The sequence below is a fragment of the Streptomyces sp. NPDC001663 genome (assembly GCF_042893105.1).
Taxonomy (GTDB): Bacteria; Actinomycetota; Actinomycetes; order Streptomycetales; family Streptomycetaceae; genus Streptomyces.
In genome coordinates, this window is sequence record NZ_JBIAUR010000020.1 from 23,927 (window position 1) to 43,076 (window position 19,150).

At 70.4% G+C, this 19,150-nt stretch carries 23 protein-coding genes; 12 read left to right on the forward strand and 11 right to left on the reverse strand.

Annotated features, from left to right (window positions below):
- Positions 1 to 155: 155 nt before the first annotated feature.
- Both ACFY1L_RS45360 and ACFY1L_RS45365 read right to left on the reverse strand, forming a co-directional pair.
- Complete coding sequence (locus tag ACFY1L_RS45360; RefSeq protein ID WP_388839146.1) at positions 156 to 608, reverse strand: very short patch repair endonuclease; 453 nt, start codon at positions 606 to 608, stop codon at positions 156 to 158.
- A gap of 412 nt (positions 609 to 1,020) precedes the next feature.
- Positions 1,021 to 1,428 (reverse strand): RidA family protein, encoded by a 408-nt coding sequence (locus tag ACFY1L_RS45365; RefSeq protein WP_388839149.1) that lies wholly within the window; start codon positions 1,426 to 1,428, stop codon positions 1,021 to 1,023.
- A gap of 105 nt (positions 1,429 to 1,533) precedes the next feature.
- On the opposite strand from ACFY1L_RS45365, the gene ACFY1L_RS45370 reads away from it, so the two are divergent.
- Positions 1,534 to 1,932 (forward strand): winged helix-turn-helix transcriptional regulator, encoded by a 399-nt coding sequence (locus ACFY1L_RS45370; protein ID WP_388839152.1) that lies wholly within the window; start codon positions 1,534 to 1,536, stop codon positions 1,930 to 1,932.
- Positions 1,933 to 1,956: 24 nt separating this feature from the next.
- Here ACFY1L_RS45370 and ACFY1L_RS45375 read toward each other — a convergent pair whose 3' ends face one another.
- The 3 genes from ACFY1L_RS45375 to ACFY1L_RS45385 form a co-directional block, all read right to left on the reverse strand.
- Positions 1,957 to 2,967, reverse strand: a complete 1,011-nt coding sequence (locus ACFY1L_RS45375) for a YecA family protein (RefSeq protein ID WP_388839155.1) — start codon at positions 2,965 to 2,967, stop codon at positions 1,957 to 1,959.
- Between the two features lie 76 nt (positions 2,968 to 3,043).
- Positions 3,044 to 4,213 (reverse strand): MFS transporter, encoded by a 1,170-nt coding sequence (locus ACFY1L_RS45380; protein WP_388839568.1) that lies wholly within the window; start codon positions 4,211 to 4,213, stop codon positions 3,044 to 3,046.
- Positions 4,214 to 4,284: 71 nt separating this feature from the next.
- On the reverse strand, positions 4,285 to 5,757 hold the full coding sequence (locus ACFY1L_RS45385) for a beta-1,6-galactanase (protein ID WP_388839159.1): 1,473 nt from the start codon (positions 5,755 to 5,757) through the stop codon (positions 4,285 to 4,287).
- A 227-nt stretch (positions 5,758 to 5,984) separates the two neighbouring features.
- On the opposite strand from ACFY1L_RS45385, the gene ACFY1L_RS45390 reads away from it, so the two are divergent.
- The 3 genes from ACFY1L_RS45390 to ACFY1L_RS45400 are packed head-to-tail and all read left to right on the forward strand — an operon-like array spanning position 5,985 to position 7,633.
- Complete coding sequence (locus ACFY1L_RS45390) at positions 5,985 to 6,767, forward strand: class E sortase (RefSeq protein WP_388839162.1); 783 nt, start codon at positions 5,985 to 5,987, stop codon at positions 6,765 to 6,767.
- Between the two features lie 16 nt (positions 6,768 to 6,783).
- The gene (locus tag ACFY1L_RS45395) at positions 6,784 to 7,281 is read left to right on the forward strand and encodes an Imm50 family immunity protein (protein ID WP_388839165.1); all 498 of its coding nucleotides are present in this window, start codon (positions 6,784 to 6,786) and stop codon (positions 7,279 to 7,281) included.
- Positions 7,271 to 7,633 (forward strand): Imm50 family immunity protein, encoded by a 363-nt coding sequence (locus ACFY1L_RS45400; protein WP_388839168.1) that lies wholly within the window; start codon positions 7,271 to 7,273, stop codon positions 7,631 to 7,633. The genes ACFY1L_RS45395 and ACFY1L_RS45400 overlap by 11 nt, the downstream gene beginning before the upstream one ends.
- Positions 7,634 to 7,705: 72 nt before the next feature.
- Here the strand turns inward: ACFY1L_RS45400 and ACFY1L_RS45405 are convergent, their stop codons facing one another.
- The 3 genes from ACFY1L_RS45405 to ACFY1L_RS45415 all read right to left on the reverse strand — a co-directional run bounded on the left by ACFY1L_RS45405 (position 7,706) and on the right by ACFY1L_RS45415 (position 10,167).
- Positions 7,706 to 8,098 carry a hypothetical protein gene (locus ACFY1L_RS45405; protein ID WP_388839171.1) on the reverse strand — a complete coding sequence of 131 codons (393 nt, stop codon included), beginning with the start codon at positions 8,096 to 8,098 and terminating at the stop codon, positions 7,706 to 7,708.
- 53 nt (positions 8,099 to 8,151) lie between these two features.
- Positions 8,152 to 8,574, reverse strand: a complete 423-nt coding sequence (locus tag ACFY1L_RS45410; RefSeq protein ID WP_388839174.1) for a hypothetical protein — start codon at positions 8,572 to 8,574, stop codon at positions 8,152 to 8,154.
- Positions 8,575 to 8,751: 177 nt separating this feature from the next.
- The gene (locus ACFY1L_RS45415; protein ID WP_388839177.1) at positions 8,752 to 10,167 is read right to left on the reverse strand and encodes an MFS transporter; all 1,416 of its coding nucleotides are present in this window, start codon (positions 10,165 to 10,167) and stop codon (positions 8,752 to 8,754) included.
- Positions 10,168 to 10,236: 69 nt separating this feature from the next.
- Between ACFY1L_RS45415 and ACFY1L_RS45420 the strand changes: the two genes are divergently transcribed.
- From ACFY1L_RS45420 to ACFY1L_RS45435, 4 genes are all read left to right on the forward strand, one after another.
- Positions 10,237 to 10,776, forward strand: coding sequence for a winged helix-turn-helix transcriptional regulator (locus ACFY1L_RS45420; protein ID WP_388839179.1), 540 nt, complete (start codon positions 10,237 to 10,239; stop codon positions 10,774 to 10,776).
- 43 nt (positions 10,777 to 10,819) lie between these two features.
- Complete coding sequence (locus ACFY1L_RS45425; protein WP_388839182.1) at positions 10,820 to 11,131, forward strand: DUF6412 domain-containing protein; 312 nt, start codon at positions 10,820 to 10,822, stop codon at positions 11,129 to 11,131.
- 81 nt (positions 11,132 to 11,212) lie between these two features.
- On the forward strand, positions 11,213 to 11,935 hold the full coding sequence (locus ACFY1L_RS45430; RefSeq protein WP_388839185.1) for a YidC/Oxa1 family membrane protein insertase: 723 nt from the start codon (positions 11,213 to 11,215) through the stop codon (positions 11,933 to 11,935).
- A gap of 141 nt (positions 11,936 to 12,076) precedes the next feature.
- Positions 12,077 to 12,934 (forward strand): fumarylacetoacetate hydrolase family protein, encoded by an 858-nt coding sequence (locus tag ACFY1L_RS45435; protein WP_388839188.1) that lies wholly within the window; start codon positions 12,077 to 12,079, stop codon positions 12,932 to 12,934.
- Between the two features lie 99 nt (positions 12,935 to 13,033).
- Here the strand turns inward: ACFY1L_RS45435 and ACFY1L_RS45440 are convergent, their stop codons facing one another.
- From ACFY1L_RS45440 to ACFY1L_RS45450, 3 genes are all read right to left on the reverse strand, one after another.
- Complete coding sequence (locus tag ACFY1L_RS45440; protein ID WP_388839191.1) at positions 13,034 to 13,900, reverse strand: LLM class F420-dependent oxidoreductase; 867 nt, start codon at positions 13,898 to 13,900, stop codon at positions 13,034 to 13,036.
- An 81-nt stretch (positions 13,901 to 13,981) separates the two neighbouring features.
- Positions 13,982 to 14,485 (reverse strand): heme-degrading domain-containing protein, encoded by a 504-nt coding sequence (locus tag ACFY1L_RS45445; protein WP_388839194.1) that lies wholly within the window; start codon positions 14,483 to 14,485, stop codon positions 13,982 to 13,984.
- On the reverse strand, positions 14,482 to 15,549 hold the full coding sequence (locus tag ACFY1L_RS45450) for a Gfo/Idh/MocA family oxidoreductase (RefSeq protein ID WP_388839197.1): 1,068 nt from the start codon (positions 15,547 to 15,549) through the stop codon (positions 14,482 to 14,484). Before ACFY1L_RS45450 ends, ACFY1L_RS45445 begins: the two co-directional genes overlap by 4 nt.
- Positions 15,550 to 15,595: 46 nt before the next feature.
- Here ACFY1L_RS45450 and ACFY1L_RS45455 point away from each other — a divergent pair, with 46 nt between their 5' ends.
- The 4 genes from ACFY1L_RS45455 (at position 15,596) to ACFY1L_RS45470 (ending at position 19,147) form a co-directional block, all read left to right on the forward strand.
- Positions 15,596 to 16,720, forward strand: a complete 1,125-nt coding sequence (locus ACFY1L_RS45455; RefSeq protein ID WP_388839200.1) for an ROK family protein — start codon at positions 15,596 to 15,598, stop codon at positions 16,718 to 16,720.
- Positions 16,721 to 16,828: 108 nt separating this feature from the next.
- Positions 16,829 to 17,563 (forward strand): hypothetical protein, encoded by a 735-nt coding sequence (locus tag ACFY1L_RS45460; protein WP_388839571.1) that lies wholly within the window; start codon positions 16,829 to 16,831, stop codon positions 17,561 to 17,563.
- Between the two features lie 85 nt (positions 17,564 to 17,648).
- Positions 17,649 to 18,428 carry an HAD-IIA family hydrolase gene (locus tag ACFY1L_RS45465; protein ID WP_388839203.1) on the forward strand — a complete coding sequence of 260 codons (780 nt, stop codon included), beginning with the start codon at positions 17,649 to 17,651 and terminating at the stop codon, positions 18,426 to 18,428.
- 104 nt (positions 18,429 to 18,532) lie between these two features.
- On the forward strand, positions 18,533 to 19,147 hold the full coding sequence (locus tag ACFY1L_RS45470) for a hypothetical protein (protein ID WP_388839206.1): 615 nt from the start codon (positions 18,533 to 18,535) through the stop codon (positions 19,145 to 19,147).
- The last annotated feature ends 3 nt before the right edge of the window (positions 19,148 to 19,150 follow it).

Genomic DNA, 19,150 nt, shown 5'->3' on the forward strand with positions numbered 1-19,150 from the left:
CCCGCTCTGGTTCGTCAAGCCGACAGCATTGGAAAGACTGATGGCCTCGGCAGACGCCGGCCACGGGCCGGTGATCCCGAGGTGCAAAGGAGCGCCCGCCTGTACAGTCGCCGCGCGCTGTGGGTGTGAGTTCGGCGATAAGACGCGAATCGGAGTCACGGTGGGTCTTCGCCTCCCGGACGCTTCTCGGAGCGCGGGGCGCCGAACGGTACGGGTGAGGCTTTGACGGGCGGCGGCGTCCGATCTGCTACGAAGGCCGCGACCCGGCTTGCAACGTCTTCGGTCGACTCGTGCTCCCAAAAACGCAGAACTGTCCATCCCTGCGCCGTGAGGTGGTCGGTCGTTTCGACATCCCGAGCCATGTTCTTGTCCAACTTGGCCCGCCACCACTCGGCGTTCGCCTTTGGTTGCGTTGCGTGCTCGGGGCAGCCGTGCCAGAAGCAGCCGTCCATGAAGACGGCGATCTTGGCTTTGGCGAAGACGATGTCGATCGTTCGACGGGGCATGCCGGGGACCGGAACGTTCACCCGGTAGCGCAGGCCTGCCGCGTGCAGAAGCCGTCGGACCGCTACCTCTGGAGCCGTGTCGCGGGAGCTCTGTCGGCTCATGCGGGCGGAGACGGCGGGAGAGGAAGGGACGGCATGTGGCACGTCAACATTCTGCCGGCGTGTGAGGAGCCCCGGGTGAAGATGGCGTACCGCTCCGGGAGAGGCGAGGCGGGGTGGAGGCGGGTTGGCCCCGTCAATCGTTCAGGTGGCCGTGGGGCCGCCCGTTTCTTTGGCAGTGTCGTGCCTCCACGGCCCGCCTCAAGGGCGCTTCGCGTCGCCTTCGGCGATGGCCCTGCGGGCTACCCTTGACCCGGGCCGCTCCAGCACGGGTTGGAAGCGAGCGAGCGGCCCGGGGAAGCGGGGGTCAAGGCAGGGTGGGTGCGCTGTGGGCTGGGCAGTTGGCCGGGGGTAGGGGCGCGTCAGCAGTTCGGGGCACGCCGGGCTGGTTTAGCGGCTCTCACTGGGTGGTCGTTCAGTCGATGATTGCCGTTGCTTCGATTTCGACCAGGTGCTCAGGGACATCCAGCGCCGCGACGCCCAGCAGCGTGGTCGGCGGAGTCGGCGTGGTCCCCAGCGTTGCGGATGCCCGGGACACTCCCTCCAGCAGCGCTGGCATCTTGTCGGGCGTCCAGTCCACGACGTAGAAGGTCAGTTTCGCTACGTCGGTGAAGGAGGCGCCGGCCTCGGTCAGGGCCGTGGCGATGTTCAGGTAGCACTGTTCTACCTGGGCGGTGAGATCGGCTTTGCCGATTGTGGTGCCCTCGGTGTTCCAGGCGACCTGGCCGGCTATGTGGATGAGTTTCGAGCCGGTTGCGATCGACATCTGGCTGTAGACGTCGATCTTGGGCAGTCCGGCAGGGTTCACCAGGGTGATGGGCATGGTGCTTGTCTCCTACGTGCTCGTGCTCGCTTGTGGTTACTTGGGAACCGTAGGAGAGTGAGCGCTGACGTGGAAGAACGCACTTTTCAGTGACTGGGGAACCTTATGGTGACCAAGCAGGTCGAGGGCCTGGGCGAGGAAGCGGATGCGGATCTGCGGCGTGCGGACTCACTCGCGCGGGAGATCTTTTCCGACGTCGCCAACAAGTGGGCGTTGCTGATTATCGAGGCCATCGGTGAAGGCACGCTGCGTTTCAGTGAGTTGAGGAATGAGGTCCAGGGCGTCAGTCACAAGATGCTCACCCAGAACCTGCGCATGCTGGAGCGCAACGGGCTCGTCGAGCGGCGGGTGTATCCGACCGTTCCGCCGCGGGTGGAGTACACCCTTACCGAGGCGGGGCAGGGGTTGCGGGCGACCGTTGATGGGATGTGCGTGTGGACCCATCAGTACTTCCGGCACATCGAGGCCGCCCGTCGCCGCTTCAACGAGGGTGAAGGTGGCTGACGGGCGGCCAGGCGGTCGATACGGCTATGCGCCGTGGCATCCCTCGTAGACCCGGCCCGACCCGCACCAGCACACCGCCCCCCGCTGCGGCGGCCACTCCACAGCCCGCCCCCGCGCCGCCAGCGTCGTCGCGTACTGGGGGAGCAGTTCCGCCTCCGCCGGTGACGTGCCCTCCGACGCCGCGAACGCCTCGTACGAAGGGACCGTCCCCGTCACGATGCCCAGGTTCGGGGTGCCGGAGGCCGCCAGTTCCCGCAGCGACCCCTCTATCGTCGCCAGGTGCTCCTCATGCGAGGGGTACTCCACCGCCAGCGTCGGGTACGCCTCCACCAGTTCCGCCAGTTCGCCCGCCGGCCAGTGCAGGACCGCCACTGGGAAGGGGCGGGACAGCGCCTCGCGGTACGCGCCCAACTCCGCCCGCAGGCGCGAGATTTCGGCCGCCAGTTCCACAGGGTTGTCCGAGCCCAGGGACCACACGCGCTTCGGGTCGTGGAGCTCGTCCAGGGAGACCGGGGACGAGTGGAGGAGGTCCGCAATGGTGTCCCACTCGTCGTGGGCCACGCCCAGCATGCGCCTGACCCTGTGGCGGCCGAAGAGGAGCGGGTGCGTCGAGTACGGGGGCTCTTCCACGTCCGTCAGGAGCAGGCGGGCGCCCTCCGTGAACGTCTCCTGGGCCGCCTCCAGCTCGTCGTGGGACTCCAGTGCCTCCGCCACGATCACCCAGGGGGCCGGGTCGCGCGGGGACGCCGCTCGGACGCCGTCGATGATCGCTCGGGCCTCGGCCTCGTGGCCGTACTCCCACAGGTTCGAGGCCTTCAGGGCCCGTACGAGATAGGGGTTCTCGAGGCCGGCCTGGGACGACAGGAGGCTGTCGTAGAGCGCGGTCGCGGCGGGGCGGTCGCCGGACAGTTCCAGGTGGGCCGCGGCCTGCAGGAGCAGGGCTTCGGCGTCCTCGGGATAGAGGCCGGCGGTTCGCTCCAGGCGGGCCGCTTCGGCGGTGTGGTCGACGTTCTCGGCAGGCGTGTCGGGGCGCATGAGGGAAACCGTACTGCCCATCTCTGACGAAGAAGAGGTATGTGCTGGTCAAAGGGCGGGATCGGGAGGCGGACCATCATTGCCTTTCCTGCCCTGCCGTCCCGTACGCCGCGAACAGCATCGTCACCAGGCCTGCCAGGACGATCGCCGCGCCGACGTACAGCGGCGCCGTGTAGCCGAGGCCCGCGCTGATGGCCAGGCCGCCCAGCCAGGCGCCCAGCGCGTTGCCGACATTCGACGCCGATACGTTCGCGCTGGCGGCCAGTGGTAGTCCGTGGGCGGCGTCCGTGACACGGGTGATCAGGCCGGGGACGGGGGCGAAGCCGAACAGGCCCAGGAGGAAGGTCAGGATCACCGAGGCGGCGGGGCTGCCTGCCAGCAGGCCGAACGTGGCCAGTGTCGCGGTCAACGCGGTCAGGGATGCGATCAGGGCGCGGTCGCGATTGCGGTCCGCGGCCCGGCCGCCGACCAGGTTGCCGGCCACGAGACCGCTGCCGTACACCACCAGGAGCCAGGCGACGTCCGTGTCGGAGAAGCCCGTGACCTCGGTGAACGTGTAGGCGAGGTAGCTGAACGCGCCGAACATGCCGCCGTAGCTGAGCGCGGTCGCGCCGAGGGTCAGCCAGACCTGGCGGGAACGCATGGCCCGGATCTGGCCGGACAGTGCGCCTGCCGTGCCGGTCTCCGCCTCGGGTTTTCCCGCCCACTCCGGTACCAGCACCGCGATGGCCAGCACCGCGACCACGCCGATCCCGGTGATCGCCCAGAACGTGGCCCGCCAGCCCCAGCGTTCGCCGACCAGGGCGCCGAAGGGGACTCCGAGCACGTTCGCGACCGTCAGGCCCGCGAACATCACCGCCACCGCCCTCGACGCCCGCTCCGGCGCGACCATACGGCGGGCGACGAGGGAGCCGATGCCGAAGAACGAGCCGTGGCACAGGGCGGCGACGACGCGGCCCAGCATCATCACCGGGTAGTTCGGCGCGAGGGCGGAGACGAGGTTGCCGAGGACGAACAGCACCACCAGGCCCGTGAGGACGGGCTTGCGGGGCAGTCCGGCCGTCGCGGCGGTCACCGCGATCGCGCCGACCGCGACGGTCAGGGCGTATCCGGAGATCAGCCAGCCCGCCGCGGCCTCGGACACCGCGAGGCTCCGGCCCACCTGCGGCAGGAGCCCGGCGATCACGAACTCGGTCAGACCGATCCCGAAACCGCCGAGCGCCAGCGCGACCAGCCCGGCCGGCATCCGCCCGGACGGCGTGGCGGACGGGGCGGTCACAGCTCGCCCCTCCGCTTCGATGTCGGATCGCTCCGAGGTCAGATCGTCACCCCGTCGATCTGCAAGGTCTGCACCGCCTTCCCCGCGAGCGACACCGCCACGCTCTTCCCGCTCAAGTACGTGTCCGAGTACGACTTGTAGAGGTCGCCGCCCGTCGTCACCGTGTTCCAGCGCGGGACCAGGCCGCCCGAACCGCCCGTCACGGTCGTGAAGTTGGAGAGGTTGAAGGTGAAGGTCTGGGAGGACGACGACGTGTTGAGCGCCACGATCACCAGGCGCTTCGCGCTCGAGTCGTAGGCCGCCACCGCGTTGCTCACGCCCGTGTCGAGGATCTTCATGCCCGGGCGGATGTGCCGGCTGAACTGCGCCATCGTGTAGTACTTCGTCTGCACCGCGCCCGCCTGCAGCGTGCTCGCGTCGTACGCGATCATCGCCCAGTTCGTGGACGGGTCCATGACCTGCCAGTAGACCCAGGCGGTCGGGTGCAGCCAGCGGAAGTCGTAGAGGAGGTTGAAGGCGAGGGTGTAGCCGGTGCCGTCGTTGTCGCCGGTCTCCGAGTTCCACAGGGCCTTGCCCGCCGTGGTCACGACGTCCGTGTAGAGCAGGTCGCGGCGGCCGCCGGAGCCCTGGTAGCCGTGGACGTTGACCCGGTTCACGTACCCCTTCGTCGTGGAGCTGAAGGAGTTCCAGGTGGTGCGCGCGAGGTCGTAGCTCGTCTCGTCGGACGCGGAGATCTTCGTGCTCGTCAGGCCGCGCTTGTCCAACTCGCTTCGCACATACGGCAGTACGGCCGACTGGACCGTCGAGTCCATGTGGCAGCCCTCCTGCGTGCCGGTCGCCGTCCACCAGCTGGAGCTCGGCTCGTTGAAGGCCTCGACCGTCGCGAAGTTCACGCCCCAGTTGTTCTTGGCGTACAGCGCGACCGCCGCGAGGTGGGAGGCGTGCTGGCGGTAGTTCCAGGACTGGAGGTTGTTGCCGCCGCCGGAGGCGCCGGAGGGGTTGTGGTTCAGACACATCCACCACATGGGGGAGTTGGCGAACAGCTCGGTCGTGGCGCCGCGTGCGGTCGCCTTCACCAGCATCGCGCGCTGGGTGGCGTCCGCCGTCCACTTCCAGGCCGAGGAGGTCGGGTCCTCGTTGTTCCAGTCCTGCCAGTAGCCCTCGATCTGCTTGAAGGCGGGGATGTTGGCGGAGGCGACCATGCTCTCGCCGTTCACCGTGTTGGAGCTGCACGCGCCCAGGTTGTAGCGGGCGATGTTCAGGCCGAGGCCGGGGAGCGAAGTGCCGTTGTACGTCGTCGACTTGGTGGTGAAGAAGATGTCGGCGAAGTCGTCCCGGGCGCCGAAGACATTGGCCCACCAGGCCAGGGAGGTGCCCCAGCCCTCCCAAGTGCCGTACGAAGTACCGGGGTTGACGGCGATCGTGGCATCCGCGCGTGCGGTGCCGGTCGCGAGAGCGCTGCCGAGGAGGGTGCCGCCGGCTGCGGTCAGCAGGGTTCTGCGTCGGATCATGGCTTCTCCGCCTTCGATGGGTGACCTGGCCCGTCAGGTCACTGGAGGGAAGCATCGGGTGTGGCGGGTGGGGTTGTCGAGGGTTGTGCCAGCCCTTTCTAAAACCTATGTACGAAGTCCCGAACGACCCCTGTCGTACGGCTGTCCCACGGCCGGAGGAGTGCAGGTCTGGTGACTTCGACGTCCGGCCCTTATCGTGCGGGCGGCCCGGTGAAGGAGGCGTACGGATGCGCGTTCCGGTCGTGCAGCACAGCAGCCGGCGACGGTCGGCACGGCGGCGGCGCGCGCTGTGGACCGGGGGCGAAGTCCTCGTCACCGCGGGGCTCGTGCTCCTGCTGCTCGTCGTCCACCAGCTGTGGTGGACCAACCGGGAGGCCAGGCGCGGGGCCGAGCGCAAGGTGGAGGCGCTGGAGCGGGAGTGGGGTGACGGGGCCACCGACAAAGGCGGCGACGACTCCGATACGTCCGTCCCCGCCGCGACGCCCCAGCCACGCACCGGCACCAGCACCCGCAACCGCCAACAGACCACCACCGCCGGGCAGTCCCGCCCCTCCTGGTCCCAGGCCTACGCCATCCTCACCATCCCCCGGCTGGGCCTCCGCGTCCCGGTCGCCGAGGGCGTCAGCAAACAGAACGTCCTCAACATGGGGTACGTCGGCCACTACCGCGGCACCCAACAGCCGGGCCAGGCAGGAAACTTCGCCCTCGCGGGCCACCGGAACACACACGGCGAGCCCTTCCGGTACATCAACCGGCTGCGGGCGAAGGACCTCGTGGAGGTCGAGACGAAGACCGCGACCTACACATACGCCGTCGACAAGACGCTCCCGCAGACCTCGGCTCGCGACTCGGGTGTCGTACGCCCGATCCCACGCTCGATCGTCAAGCCCCGCTACGGGTACTCCGAGCCGGGGTACTACATCACGCTGACGACCTGCACTCCGGAGTACACGTCGAGGTATCGGCTGGTGGTGTGGGGGAAGCTGGTGTCGATGCGGCCTCGGCACTAGCAACAGGAGCACCACCATGAGCGTTGAGAACCGTCTGGTGAATCCGGAGGTGCTTCAGTCGCTCTACGGCAGCATTCCCGACCTGAGCGGCGTCGGCATCAGGTCCATCAACCTGAACCCCAGCGGTCCCACGGTCACGCTTCGCGTCGACTTGCCGTCCTTTCCGAGTTCTGCGCCCCGGGAATGGCTCGAGGCCGGTGCGGACGCGGTTCAGTGTCAGCTTGCGTTTCTGGACGTGACGAGGATTTCCCTCACCCGCTGGGTCCCGCCGACGACGGGTGACGTGAGGATGGAACCGTATGGCGACGAGAGGCGTATGCGTGTCGCCGTCGGGGGGAGTGGGGTGGCGTTGGAGTTCGAGTGTCATGAGCTCGCGACCCTCGGCCATGTGAGTGCGTTCAAGATGCGGCCGGACGGCGCGGACAGCGGTCCTCACTGCTACGTCGGCAAGTTGGATGCGCGACTGTACAAGTGCCTTCCTGGAACGGAGGAGTACAAGTTCTATGGGCGCTGACTGGCAGCGGCTTCTGACTTCGGCCGCGTGTCGTCTCTTCTACGTGCATTTCGACGAGCGCGGCAACTCTGCGACCCTGGGGTTCGAGACGCGTGAATTCCCCGCGGATCCGCTTCCGGAATGGGTGGAGAAGGAGTTGAACGCCTTCGAGTTCCATCTCGTCTTCACCGGGCTGGAGGGCCTTCGGGTCACCGGCTGGGGGTATGCGGAGGCCGGGCAGATCGAGGTGGCCGTCCGAGGCGCCCAGCTCTTCGACGTGTCCCTCGGGTCCGGGACTTCCGGAATCAGCTTCCGGGCTTCCGCGGTTCGCCTGGCGAAGTCGCGTGCCTATCTTGCCTCGGACAGCTTCTGAGGCCTCAGGGCCCCAACTCGCGTGCAGAAAGGGCCCGTCGGCATGCCGACGGACCCTCAGGCAAGAGCGAGGTCAGGCGTACAGCCTCACGGAGTACGTCGGTGTGAGGTCCGTCCAAAGGCCGCCTGCACAGTTGTTTGCGGGGAGATCCCACGTCACGCTTCCTGTGCCGTTGTATCCCGTGAATCCCTTGACGCCTGCGCCGCCTGTCTGGCAATTCAGCACGGTGTAGTCGCCGACGAGATTGTGCACGTTGTACGTGCCGTAGTAGTAGAAGTCGTACACCTTTGCGTGATTGGGGCTGTCGTCCCAGATGTCGCCCTTGTAGATGCAGACATGACCTGCGTTGCAGGAGGCGGTCTGCACCGACGGGGCCGGTGAGGCAGACGCGGTCGTGGATGCCGTGACAACCGCGGGCACGGCCAGCCCCAGGCAGGCCAGTAGCGCGATGAAGGCGCGACGCATGGTGATCTCCAGACGGGAGCGTAGGTGGGGGGCGTGTGTTTGCCGCGCTGGGCTCACCGGCAGTGCGGTACGTGCGGCTGCCATTGGGACGGCGATCCGGTCGTCACGTACCAGTCGTTGATGTAGCCGCCGTCGCTGTCGAAGTCGAGGGCGAACCAGTAGTGGTCGCCGTGGCCGTCCGCGTCGCCGTCGCCCGTGGTCCAGCAGGCCAGCATCATGGTGTTGCCGTTGTAGTAGCGGTGCCCGGTCGTGCCCGAGGAGTAGGACGGCCCGTTGTGGGAGGCCAGGTAGGACCCGGCCGAGATACCGGTCACCGACGCACACCACACCGTGTGCCCGTCGTGGTCGCAGGCCCAGCCCGCGGCCGATGCCGGCGAGGCGGATGCGCCCACCGCGACTGCGGCCAGTGCCAGTGCGCCTGCCATCGCGGCGGCGCGACGGCGCATCGGTCCCGCCTGGCGGACGTGACTCTTCATGGTGTCCCCCCGTTGTCGATTCCCCGGCGCCTCAACGTAGGTGCGGCCCAGAGGCAGCCGCAAACACTTCGAAGGCCGTCGAAAGGTGCCGGGCCGGCCGGCTCCACCACATCGTGGAACGCAGGCCGTGGGACGGGAACCTGAGAGTTCTCAGGGTGACTTGGGTGGGCTTCGCGCTCAGCCCCGCTCGCGCAGTACCAGCACGGCCACCGCCGCCAGCAGCGCCAGCCCCGCCGACACCAGCAGCGCGATGTTCGCGCCGTGGCCCAGGCCGCCGCTCGACGACGTCACGATCGCGATCGTCAGGGCGACTCCGGCACAGGAGCCGATGTAGCGGAAGGTCTGTTGGGCGCCGGAGCCCATGGCCGCTCGGGCTGCCGGGACCGATTCGACCGAGAGGAGGGGGAGGGCGGCGTTCAGGAGGCCGCTGCCGATGCCGCCCAGGATCAGGCCGGGGAGGAGGCGGTGCCAGGAGCCGGAGTCGATCGCGCCGAGCATCGTCAGGACGCCGGCCGCGTGGAGGGTGAAGCCGACGGCCAGTTGGTGGCGGGGCGGGACGCGGCCCGCCAGGCGCTTGGCCTGCAGGGCGACCGCGAAGGACAGGCCCGACCAGAGCAGGAACAGCCACGCCGTGTCCATGGGGGACAGGCCGAGCACCTGCTGGAACAGCACCGGCAGGAAGCTGAAGAGGCCGATCACCGCGAGGCCCGTGAACAGGCCGCCCGCGGACGACGCCAGGAAGCCCGGGCGGCGCAGCAGGCTCAGGTCGATCATGGGGGTCGTGGTCCGGTGTTCCAGCAGTGCGAACACGGCCACCAGGACCGCGGCCGCCAGGAACAGCCCGCCCACCTCCGCGCGCAGCCAGCCGTCCCGGCCGAGGGTGAGTGCGGCGACCAGGGACACCAGGGCCAGGCCGAAGGTCAGCGCGCCCAGGATGTCGGGGCGGCCGCCCCTCGGTGAGCGGGACTCCGTCAACGTACGCGTCCCCAGGGCCGCCACGACCAGCGCGGCCGCGCCCAGGACGCCGTATGCCGCCCGCCAGTCGGGCATCGCACCCGCGAGCAGCGGGCCGACCGCGATGCCGCCGCTCACGAAGGCTCCCCACACGCCCGTCGCGTGCAGTCGGCCGCGTGGGGTCGGGAAGGCGTGGACCAGCAGGCCCAGGCTGCTCGCCAGGATCGCCGCGCTCGCCGCGCCCTGCGCGATACGGGCCAGCGTGAACTGCAGGGTGGAGGAGGCCAGGGCGCCGATGGCTGTCGTGATGCCCAAGGTCAGCGTGCCCGCCAGGAAGATGCGGCGGCGGCCGTAGTCGTCGGCCAGGCTGCCGGCGACCAGGAGCAGGGCGGCGAGGCCCAGCGGGGTGCCGTTGATGAGCCAGGCCTGTGCCGAGAGCGAAGTGTGGAGAGCGGCCGCCGTGTCCCGGAGCGTGACCACCGGGGCGGTGTACGTCATCAGCGTCACGGCCGTCGCCGCGCTGGTCAGGGCGAGGGTGGCACGGGGATGCGGAGGTGCCTCCGCGAGGGGTGGTGTCTTTGTACGCGGCGTGCTCGGTGCGTCGACCTCGGAGAGAGTTCGCTCATTGAACCTAGTCATGCCCTGAACCGTAACACCGTAGGTTCGTTCATTGAACCAACTCCGCGAAAAATGGTTACAGTGGACGGCATGGCACTGGGCAAGGACTACGCGACACAGGAGTGCTCCATCGCCCGCGCGCTGGAGATCATCGGCGAGCGGTGGACGCTGCTCGTCGTGCGCGACGCGCTCTACGGCGTCCGGCGGTACAACGACTTCCTCGTCCACCTCGGCATCCCGCGTGCGGTCCTCGCCGCCCGCCTCCAGTTGCTCACCGGGGAGGGGATCCTCGAGAAGCGGCGCTACCAGGAGTCGCCGCCGCGCGACGAGTACGTCATCACCGAGCGCGGCATCGCGCTGTGGCCCACCCTGCGCTCGCTGGGCCGGTGGGGCCGCGAGCACTTCGACGAGACCCAGCTGCGCTACTTCCGGCACGCCGACTGCGGCACCGAACTCGGGTCGTACGGCGAATGCGCCGCCTGCGGAACCGTCGTACCGGTCGAGGACGTTCTCATGGAGCCGGGGCCCGGGCTGAGTCCCGACCCGGCGGATCCGGTCAGCCGGGCGCTGCTGAAGCCGAAGCGGTTGCTGGAGCCCGTCGTGCTGCCGGCCGAGGCCGGTCAGGTATAACGAACACAGCGGTCGGCGTACGTACGAGAGGGGGGCGCAGGACATGATCCGTGACCGGGCGACCACGCGCCCCGCCGTCGTACTCCTCCTCCTGCTCGTCCAGGTCGCCCTGCTCGACACCGGCACCCTCACCGCCACCGTCGCGCTCGCCGCGACCGCCGCGGCCGGGTCCGCGCTCGCCGCCTGCGCCCTGGTCGCCGCGCGCTGCGCGCCCGCGGTGCCGCCGACGCGGGTGCGTACGGCGATCCGCGACCGCGCCCGCCGTACAGCCTTCCTGCCGCAACGCGACCCCGACGCCAAGGGGCGCACCCGGCCCCGAGCGCCCGGTTCCGCCCTTCCGGCGACCGTCGCGTAGGGCACGCACCACCGACCGCCCTCGCGTGGGTCGTCATGCCGTCACGACCACATTCCGGCATGACCCTCGGAGGGCTCACCCATGTCCGTTTTCTCGGTGTTCGCCGATCTCGTCGAGCAACTCGCCCATCTCGTCCAGCCGCTGTTCGGCGCCACCGCCGCGGCGGCCGCGATCGTCCTGTTCACCGCTCTCGTACGACTGCTCGTGCATCCCCTGTCCCGGGCCGCCGCGCGTGGCCAGAAGGCACGCACCGCGCTGCAGCCGAAGATCACCGAGCTGCGCGCCCGGCACAAGGACGACCCCAAGAAACTCCAGCAGGCCGTGCTGGAGCTGCACGCCGAGGAGAAGGTGTCGCCGGTCTCCGGGTGCCTGCCCGGGCTGCTGCAGCTGCCGGCGTTCTTCCTGCTGTACCACCTGTTCTCGAACTCGACCATCGGCGGCGAGAGCAACGGCCTGCTCGCCCATCAGCTGTTCGCCGCGCCGCTGGGCGGGCGGTGGACGGACGCGCTCACCGACGGCGGGATCTTCGGGGGTGCGGGGCTCGTGTACCTCGGGCTGTTCGTCGTGGTCGCGGTGGTCGCCGCCTTCAACTACCGGCGTACGAAGCGGATGATGGCGGCGGGCAACCCCGTACCGGTGCCGGAGGGCGAGTCGGTTCCGGGGCTCGGTGCGGTGAGCAAGGTGATGCCGTTCATGTCCTTCTTCACGCTCTTCACCGTGGCGGTGGTGCCGCTGGCCGCCGCGCTGTATGTGGTGACCAGTACGACGTGGAGTGCTGTGGAGCGAGCGGTGCTCTATTCCTGATTCCTGAGGCTCCGGGATCCGTGGTTACGGTCCAGTCCGTGAACCGGGTATTGCGGACTGGACGCCCAGCTTGGAGGATCGACCAGTCCTCCGATGGCTGCACCCGTCGGCGGGCACCCGCGATCGAGGGAGACTGTGATCATGAAGCTGCTGCGAGTCGGTACGGCGGGAGCGGAGACGCCTGCGCTGCTCGACGCCGAAGGGGTGCTGCGGGACCTCTCCGGTGTCGTCCCGGACATCGACGGGGCGCTGCTCGCCGACGACGCCGCGCTCGGCCGGGTCCGGGCCGCCGCGGACGCCGGTGAGCTGCCCGCGCTGGACGCCGCCGGACTGCGGGTCGGGCCGCCCCTCGCGCGGATCGGCAAGATCGTGTGCATCGGGCTGAACTACCACGACCACGCACGCGAGACGGGGGCCGAGCCGCCTGCCGAGCCGGTCATCTTCTTCAAGGCCGCGGACACGGTCGTCGGGCCGAACGACACCGTGCTCGTGCCTCGGGGCTCGGTGAAGACCGACTGGGAGGTCGAGCTGGCGGTCGTCATCGGGCGTACGGCTCGGTATGTGGAGTCGGCTCAGGCCGCGCTCGGGCATGTCGCGGGGTATGCGGTGGCGCACGACGTGTCCGAGCGGGAGTTCCAGATCGAGCGGGGCGGGACCTGGGACAAGGGGAAGAACTGCGAGACGTTCAATCCGCTGGGGCCGTGGCTGGTGACGGCCGACGAGGTCGCCGATCCGCAGGACCTGTCGCTGAAGCTCTGGGTCAACGGGGAGCTGAAGCAGGACGGGACGACGGCCGAGCAGATCTTTCCGGTGGGTGAAGTCGTGCGGTACGTCAGTCAGTTCATGACGCTCTACCCGGGTGATGTCATCAACACCGGTACGCCGGCGGGGGTTGCTCTCGGGCAGCCTGAGCCGAAGCCGTTTCTTCGGGCCGGGGATGTTGTGGAGCTGGAGATCTCTGGGCTCGGTCGGCAGCGGCAGGAGTTGAAGGACGCGTAAGCGCTCCGCTGGGGAGAGCCGGGGAACTGCGGTCGTTTGTCGGCTGCGGGCCGTCCGTGGCTGATCGCGCAGTTCCCCGCGCCCCCAAAAGCAAAAGGCTCACGCCAGCAGAGCGGCCAGCCTGCGCCACGCCTCCCTCGGGAGGGCGTCGCGGCTGCCGTCGTCCAGCAGCTGCAGGGCGACGTGGTCTGCGCCCGCGGTGAGGAACTCGTCGATGCGGGAGCGGATCGTGGAGTCGTCGCCCCATGCGAAGACCGCGTCCACCAGGCGGTCGCTGCCGCCGTCCTTCAGGTCCTCCTCGGTGAAGCCGTTGCGGAGGAAGTTGTTGGTGTAGTTCGGGAGGGCGAGGTACATGGCCAGGGTGCCGCGGGCCACGGCGCGGGCCCGGGTCGGGTCCGTTTCCAGGACCACCTTCAACTCCGGTGCCAGGAGCGGGGATTCGCCGAGGATCTCGCGGGCGCTGGCCGTCTGGTCGGCGGTGACCAGATACGGGACCGAGCCGGCCGAGCGGTCGCGGGCCAGCTCCAGGCTCCTGGGGCCGAGCGCGGCCAGGACGCGGCGGTCGGCGGGGACGCCCGCCGTGTCGAGGGCGTCGAGGTAGGCGACCAGGGCCGAGTACGGGCGGCGGTACTGGTCCGCGATCTTGGCGTGGCTGACGCCGAGGCCGAGGACGAAGCGGCCGGGGTGGGACGCCTCCAGGTCCGCGAAGCCCGCCGCGCTCTCGGCGGCCTCGTACTGCCAGATCGACTGGATGCTCGTGCCGACGGTGAGCTTCGAGGTCGCCTCGACGAGGGGCACGGCATGGCGGGCGGCGCTGCTACCGCCCAGCCAGACCGCCCCGAAGCCCAGCTCCTCCAACTCGGCAGCCGAGTCGGCCAGTTCGCTGCGGAGGGACGGGTCCTCCGAGCGCAGACCCACGCTCCAGATGCCGTAGCGGCCGACGGATTGCTTCAAGGCGTCACTCACGGGTGCGGTCCCTCCGGTCGGTGTGCTCTACAGCGGTGCCAACCGGAGGGTGCCTCGCGATAATCCCCGTTCGGCGATCCGTCAGCGCTTGAGGAACTCCTCCAGCGCCTCCACCACGAACCGGTGGTCCTGCAGCTGCGGCAGCCCGCTCACCGTCACCGCGCCGATCACGCCCACGCCCAGGACGTTGATCGGGAAGGAGCCGCCGTGGGCCGCGTACTCGTCGGGGTCCAGGCGGGAGGAGTCCTCGAAGGTCGAGCCCTTGGCGCGGAACCGGGCGCCGACCAGGTAGGAGGCCGAGCCGTAGCGCTCCACCACCCGGCGCTTGCGGGCGATCCAGGCGTCGTTGTCCGGCGTGGAGCCGGGAAGCGCGGCGTGGAAGAGCTGCTGGCCTCCGCGGTGGATGTCGATCGCGACCGGCGCCTGGCGCTCCCGCGCCAGCTCCACCAGCAGCGAGCCCAGCGCCCACGCGTCCTCGTAGGTGAACTGGCTGAAGACCAGGCGGCGTTCCTGGGCCTCCAGTTCCTCCACGGGCGGAGTGATCTCCGGGTGGAATTTCGGCGTGATCCCGGTGTTGTGTGTCACAGCGTCACCGCCACTCCGTCGCGGGCCGAACGGCGGGCCGCCTCGAGCACGTCGAGTGCGGCGGCCGCCTCCAGAGCGGTCACCGGGTTGGGACCGTCGTCGTTGAGGGCCCTGGTCACGGCCGCATAGTACGACGGGTAGTCGCCGGGGAGGGTGGGTACGGGAGTGCCGCCGCCGGTCAGCGGCGACTCGCCGGCGCCGAGGCGGCCGTACAGGGACTCGGGCTCCCTGCCCCACTCCGGCCCGGGGCGGTCGCCCTCGCGCAGGGCCGCCTCCTGGGGGTCGAGGCCGTACTTGACGTAACCGGCCTGCGAGCCCAGCACCCGGAAGCGCGGGCCGAGTTGGGCCGTCGTCGCGGTGGCGTAGAGGTGGGAGCGGACACCGCTCGCGTGCGTCAGCGCAATGAAGGTGTCGTCGTCCGCCTCCGCGCCCGGGCGGCGGATGTCCGACTCGGCGTAGACGGTGGTGACCGGGCCGAAGAGGACCAGGGCCTGGTCGACCAGGTGGCTGCCGAGGTCGTACAGCAGACCTCCGATCTCTGCCGGGTCGCCGGACTCGCGCCAGCCGCCCTTCGGCTGCGGACGCCACCGCTCGAACCGGGACTCGAAGCGCCATACGTCGCCCAACTCGCCCTCGGCCAGCAGCTGTCGCAGGGTCAGGAAGTCGTTGTCCCAGCGGCGGTTCTGGAAGACGGAGAGCAGCAGGCCGTGCTCCTCGGCGAGGGCGGCGAGCTCGCGGGCCTCGGCGGCGGTACCCGCGATCGGCTTGTCGACGACCACGGGGAGGCCGGCCTTCAGGGCGGTGGTCGCGAGCGGCACGTGCGTCTTGTTCGGCGACGCCACGACGACCAGGTCCAGCTCGGCGGCGCGGTCGAACAGCTCGTCGGCGGTCGCCGCGACGCGTACGTCCGGGAACCCGGCGCGGGCCTGCTCCTGCCGCTCCGGGTTCGAGGTGACCACGGTGTCGAGGACGAGGCCCTCGGTGGCGGCGATCAGCGGGGCGTGGAAGACGGAGCCCGCGAGGCCGTAGCCGACGAGGCCCACGCGGAGAGGAGTACGAGTCATGCCTCCACTTTCGCAACGCTGTTGCCAAAGTGCAAGCGCGGGGAGAATGGCGGGCGTGGACAGGACGAAGGGCGGGCAGGGCATGCGGGGTGCGGGTGTGACGGGCGGTGGTGTGAACCTGCTCGCGCTGCGCAGCCACAACACGGCGCTGGTGCTCGACCTGCTGCGCACGGCGGGGGCCGAGGGCATCAGCCGGCTCGAACTCGCCGAGCGGACCGGGCTGACCCCGCAGGCGGTCAGCAAGATCACGGGGCGGCTGCGGGAGGAGGGGCTCGCGGCGGAGGCGGGCCGGCGGGCGTCCACGGGCGGCAAGCCGCGCACGGTGCTGCGGCTCGTGCCGGAGGCGGGGCAGGCGGTCGGGCTGCACCTGGACCGGGACGAGCTGACGGCGGTGCTCTGCGATCTGACGGGGGCTGTGGTGGCGCGGCGCGAGGCCGGGTTGGACCTGGGCGCCGGGGCCGAGGCGGTCGTCGGGCGCGCGGTCCGAGAGGTCGGGGAGCTCTTGGGCGCGGTCCCCGGAGGGAGCGTGCTCGGTGTCGGGGTCGCGCTGCCCGGGCCGCTCGACCATGGGCGCGGGGTGCTGCACCGGGTGACCGGGCTGCCCGAGTGGGACGGTTTCCCGCTGCGGGACGTGCTCGCGGGGCGGCTGGGGCTGCCGGTCGTGGTCGACAAGGACACCAACGCCGCCGCGCTGGGCCTGGCGGTGCGGGGCGAGGCCGGGTCCTTCGCGTATCTGCACTTCGGGGCGGGGCTCGGCGGCGGGCTGGTGATCGGGGGAGCGGTGCACCGGGGGGCCAGGACCGGCGCCGGTGAGTTCGGCCACCAGGTCATCCAGCTCGACGGGCCGCCCTGCGAATGCGGCAACCGCGGCTGCGTCGAGGCACTGTGCCTGGCGGCGGCGGCCCGGGGCGACACCCGGGAGGCGGCCCGCGTACTCGGCACCGGCGCGGGCAACCTGGTCGCCCTCCTCGACGTGGACCTGGTACTCCTCGGCGGCCGCACGATCGCCGCCGACCCGGACACCTACGTACGAGGCGTGTCCACCGCCCTCGACGACCGCGCCCACCGAGCGGGCGAGCCCCCGATCCCGGCCCGCCTCGCCTCCGGCGGGGTGGCGGAGGGCGCGGCACAGCTGGTGCTGGCGCCGCTGTTCGGGCGGGGGGACGGGTGACGACACCGGGCGAGTGAGGGTGGGGCCGATCGGGCGGCATCATGCGCCCGTTCGAGCCCACACCCGGAGCGGCAGCCCGCGTCCCGCACCGCCGCACGGCACCGTCACCTGTTCATGCGACTCTGCACGCCCGTGTCCCTCTGCCTCGCAGCAGCCGCGCTTGTGCCCGCGGCGGCCCCGGCTCACGCGACCTCCCGACCCACCTGTGCCGCACCGGACGGCCGCGCCTTCCCCCTCACCACCCGTATCCACGGCGGCCCCGACGCCTACGAAGCCGGTGGCGGATTCGGCACCTGGTATCTGGACCTCACCAACACCACAGCCCGGACCTGCGGAAACATCCACCCCGTCGTCGTACTCGTCGACGACAAGCGCGCACTGAAGCCGTCCCAGCCGCGCCTGGAGTTCTACGACGGCTCCCACCCCCGCCCCGTCCGCTTCGAGAAGACCGACGAGGACGAACTCGTCGGCGCCTTCGACGGCTTCCCCGGCTTCACCGTCGCCCCCAGGACGACCGTCACGGTCAAGCTCCGCCTCGCGCTCACCTCGGACGCCGTACCCAACCAGGTCACCGTCGACGCGGCCGTCGTCCAGCGCGAGAACCAGGACGGCGACTGGGTCGGGCAGTCCAACGACTACTCCTTCCGCATCCAGGACGACCCCACCCCGGAACCCACCACCGGCAACGGCACCACCCCGCCCAGCCGCGCCCCGCGCCTCCCCTTCGCCGACGAACTCGCCCGCACCGGACCGGTCACGTCCGGCGCGGTCCTCGCCGCCGCCGCCGTCCTCGTCACCGGCGGCGCGCTGCTGCTGGCCCGAAGGCAGCGCAGGCGCCGCTGAGACGCCCATTCCGCAAGATCCGGCCAGTGTCTACCCTGGGGGCCACGCAGCACCGCGTACATGCGTACGGCAGGAGATCCCGCACATGGCAGACCGCAGGCCCATCGAGTCGTGGCTCACCGACATGGACGGTGTGCTCATCCACGAGGGCGTACCGATCCCCGGCGCCGACGCCTTCCTGAAGAAGCTGCGCGAGTCCGGCAAGCCCTTCCTCGTGCTCACCAACAACTCGATCTACACCCCGCGCGACCTGCACGCCCGGCTGCGCCGCATGGGCCTGGACGTGCCCGTCGAGTCCATCTGGACCTCGGCCCTCGCCACCGCCCAGTTCCTGGACGACCAGCGGCCGGGCGGTTCGGCGTACGTCATCGGCGAGGCGGGTCTGACGACCGCGCTGCACGACATCGGTTACATCCTCACCGACCACGAGCCCGACTACGTCGTCCTGGGCGAGACCCGGACGTACTCCTTCGAGGCCATGACCAAGGCCGTACGGCTCATCCAGGGCGGCGCCCGTTTCATCGCCACCAACCCCGACGAGACCGGCCCCTCCACCGAGGGCCCGCTGCCCGCGACCGGCGCCGTCGCCGCACTGATCACCAAGGCGACGGGCAAGAAGCCGTACTTCGCGGGCAAGCCCAACCCGCTGATGATGCGGACCGGGCTCAACGCGATCGGCGCCCACTCCGAGACCAGCGCGATGATCGGCGACCGTATGGACACCGACGTGCTGGCCGGCATGGAGGCCGGGATGCAGACGTTCCTGGTGCTCACCGGGCTGACCCGGCCCGAGCAGGTCGAGGACTTCCCGTACCGGCCGTCCAAGGTCGTCGACTCGATCGCGGACCTGGTCGACCGGATCTGACGCCTGCAGCAGGGGCCGGTGACCCGTTCGGAGTAGTGGGCCGCCGCTGAGGATGCGGGGCGCGGGCCCGAGGAGGAGCCTCCAGTGTGTCTGGAGGTTTCACGATGGGCTCACTACGTCTCACTCTCTGTACGGGTCTCCTGACCGCCTGCGCCCTCATCCCGGTGGCGCACGCGGCGGACGGGGACGGACGCGACGTCACGGTGACCCCGTCCACGCCAGCCGCCGGCGCCGATGTCGCGCTGCGCGTGAGCGGCTGCTCCGGGAGGACGGCCACCGCGGTGTCGGCCGCCTTCGTCGCGGACGCACAGCTCGCGGGCGCCGACGGGACCCTCGCCGGGGAGACCCGCATCCGCACCTCGGTCGAGCCCGGCCCCTACGACGTGAAGATCACCTGCGCCGACCTCGTGATCAAGGGCAGGATCACCGTCGTATCCCAGTCCCAGTCCCGGCCGCCGGTCGAGGCACGGCCGCAGTCCCACTCCAAGCCGCACTCCCAGTCGGAGCCCGAGCCGCAGCCTGCGGTGCCGTCCACCGTGTACGCCTCGCCCATCGCCCCCGTCGACGCGGGCGGCGGTGGTGCCGCGCACTTCGCCACCGTGGACGCCCGCGCGACCGGGCCGAACACCTGGCACGCGGTGACCGGGCTGGTCCTCGCGGGCGCCGCCGCGGCGGCCGTGGGGCTGCTGAGGGCCCGCCGGAGTCGCGGAACGGGCTGACCC

Excerpts from the sequence above, each read along its gene's own strand:
- ACFY1L_RS45395 (WP_388839165.1), top strand. The coding sequence starts at position 6,784 with ATGAGCGTTGAGAACCGTCTGGTGAATCCGGAGGTGCTTCAGTCGCTC.
- ACFY1L_RS45435 (WP_388839188.1), top strand. The coding sequence starts at position 12,077 with ATGAAGCTGCTGCGAGTCGGTACGGCGGGAGCGGAGACGCCTGCGCTG.
- ACFY1L_RS45360 (WP_388839146.1), bottom strand. The coding sequence starts at position 608 with ATGAGCCGACAGAGCTCCCGCGACACGGCTCCAGAGGTAGCGGTCCGA.
- ACFY1L_RS45415 (WP_388839177.1), bottom strand. The coding sequence starts at position 10,167 with ATGACTAGGTTCAATGAGCGAACTCTCTCCGAGGTCGACGCACCGAGC.
- ACFY1L_RS45405 (WP_388839171.1), bottom strand. The coding sequence starts at position 8,098 with ATGCGTCGCGCCTTCATCGCGCTACTGGCCTGCCTGGGGCTGGCCGTG.
- ACFY1L_RS45380 (WP_388839568.1), bottom strand. The coding sequence starts at position 4,213 with ATGCCGGCCGGGCTGGTCGCGCTGGCGCTCGGCGGTTTCGGGATCGGT.
- ACFY1L_RS45410 (WP_388839174.1), bottom strand. The coding sequence starts at position 8,574 with ATGAAGAGTCACGTCCGCCAGGCGGGACCGATGCGCCGTCGCGCCGCC.
- ACFY1L_RS45425 (WP_388839182.1), top strand. The coding sequence starts at position 10,820 with ATGATCCGTGACCGGGCGACCACGCGCCCCGCCGTCGTACTCCTCCTC.
- ACFY1L_RS45465 (WP_388839203.1), top strand. The coding sequence starts at position 17,649 with ATGGCAGACCGCAGGCCCATCGAGTCGTGGCTCACCGACATGGACGGT.
- ACFY1L_RS45455 (WP_388839200.1), top strand. The coding sequence starts at position 15,596 with ATGGCGGGCGTGGACAGGACGAAGGGCGGGCAGGGCATGCGGGGTGCG.
- ACFY1L_RS45385 (WP_388839159.1), bottom strand. The coding sequence starts at position 5,757 with ATGATCCGACGCAGAACCCTGCTGACCGCAGCCGGCGGCACCCTCCTC.
- ACFY1L_RS45390 (WP_388839162.1), top strand. The coding sequence starts at position 5,985 with ATGCGCGTTCCGGTCGTGCAGCACAGCAGCCGGCGACGGTCGGCACGG.
- ACFY1L_RS45430 (WP_388839185.1), top strand. The coding sequence starts at position 11,213 with ATGTCCGTTTTCTCGGTGTTCGCCGATCTCGTCGAGCAACTCGCCCAT.
- ACFY1L_RS45450 (WP_388839197.1), bottom strand. The coding sequence starts at position 15,549 with ATGACTCGTACTCCTCTCCGCGTGGGCCTCGTCGGCTACGGCCTCGCG.
- ACFY1L_RS45375 (WP_388839155.1), bottom strand. The coding sequence starts at position 2,967 with ATGCGCCCCGACACGCCTGCCGAGAACGTCGACCACACCGCCGAAGCG.
- ACFY1L_RS45400 (WP_388839168.1), top strand. The coding sequence starts at position 7,271 with ATGGGCGCTGACTGGCAGCGGCTTCTGACTTCGGCCGCGTGTCGTCTC.
- ACFY1L_RS45470 (WP_388839206.1), top strand. The coding sequence starts at position 18,533 with ATGGGCTCACTACGTCTCACTCTCTGTACGGGTCTCCTGACCGCCTGC.
- ACFY1L_RS45420 (WP_388839179.1), top strand. The coding sequence starts at position 10,237 with ATGGCACTGGGCAAGGACTACGCGACACAGGAGTGCTCCATCGCCCGC.
- ACFY1L_RS45370 (WP_388839152.1), top strand. The coding sequence starts at position 1,534 with ATGGTGACCAAGCAGGTCGAGGGCCTGGGCGAGGAAGCGGATGCGGAT.
- ACFY1L_RS45365 (WP_388839149.1), bottom strand. The coding sequence starts at position 1,428 with ATGCCCATCACCCTGGTGAACCCTGCCGGACTGCCCAAGATCGACGTC.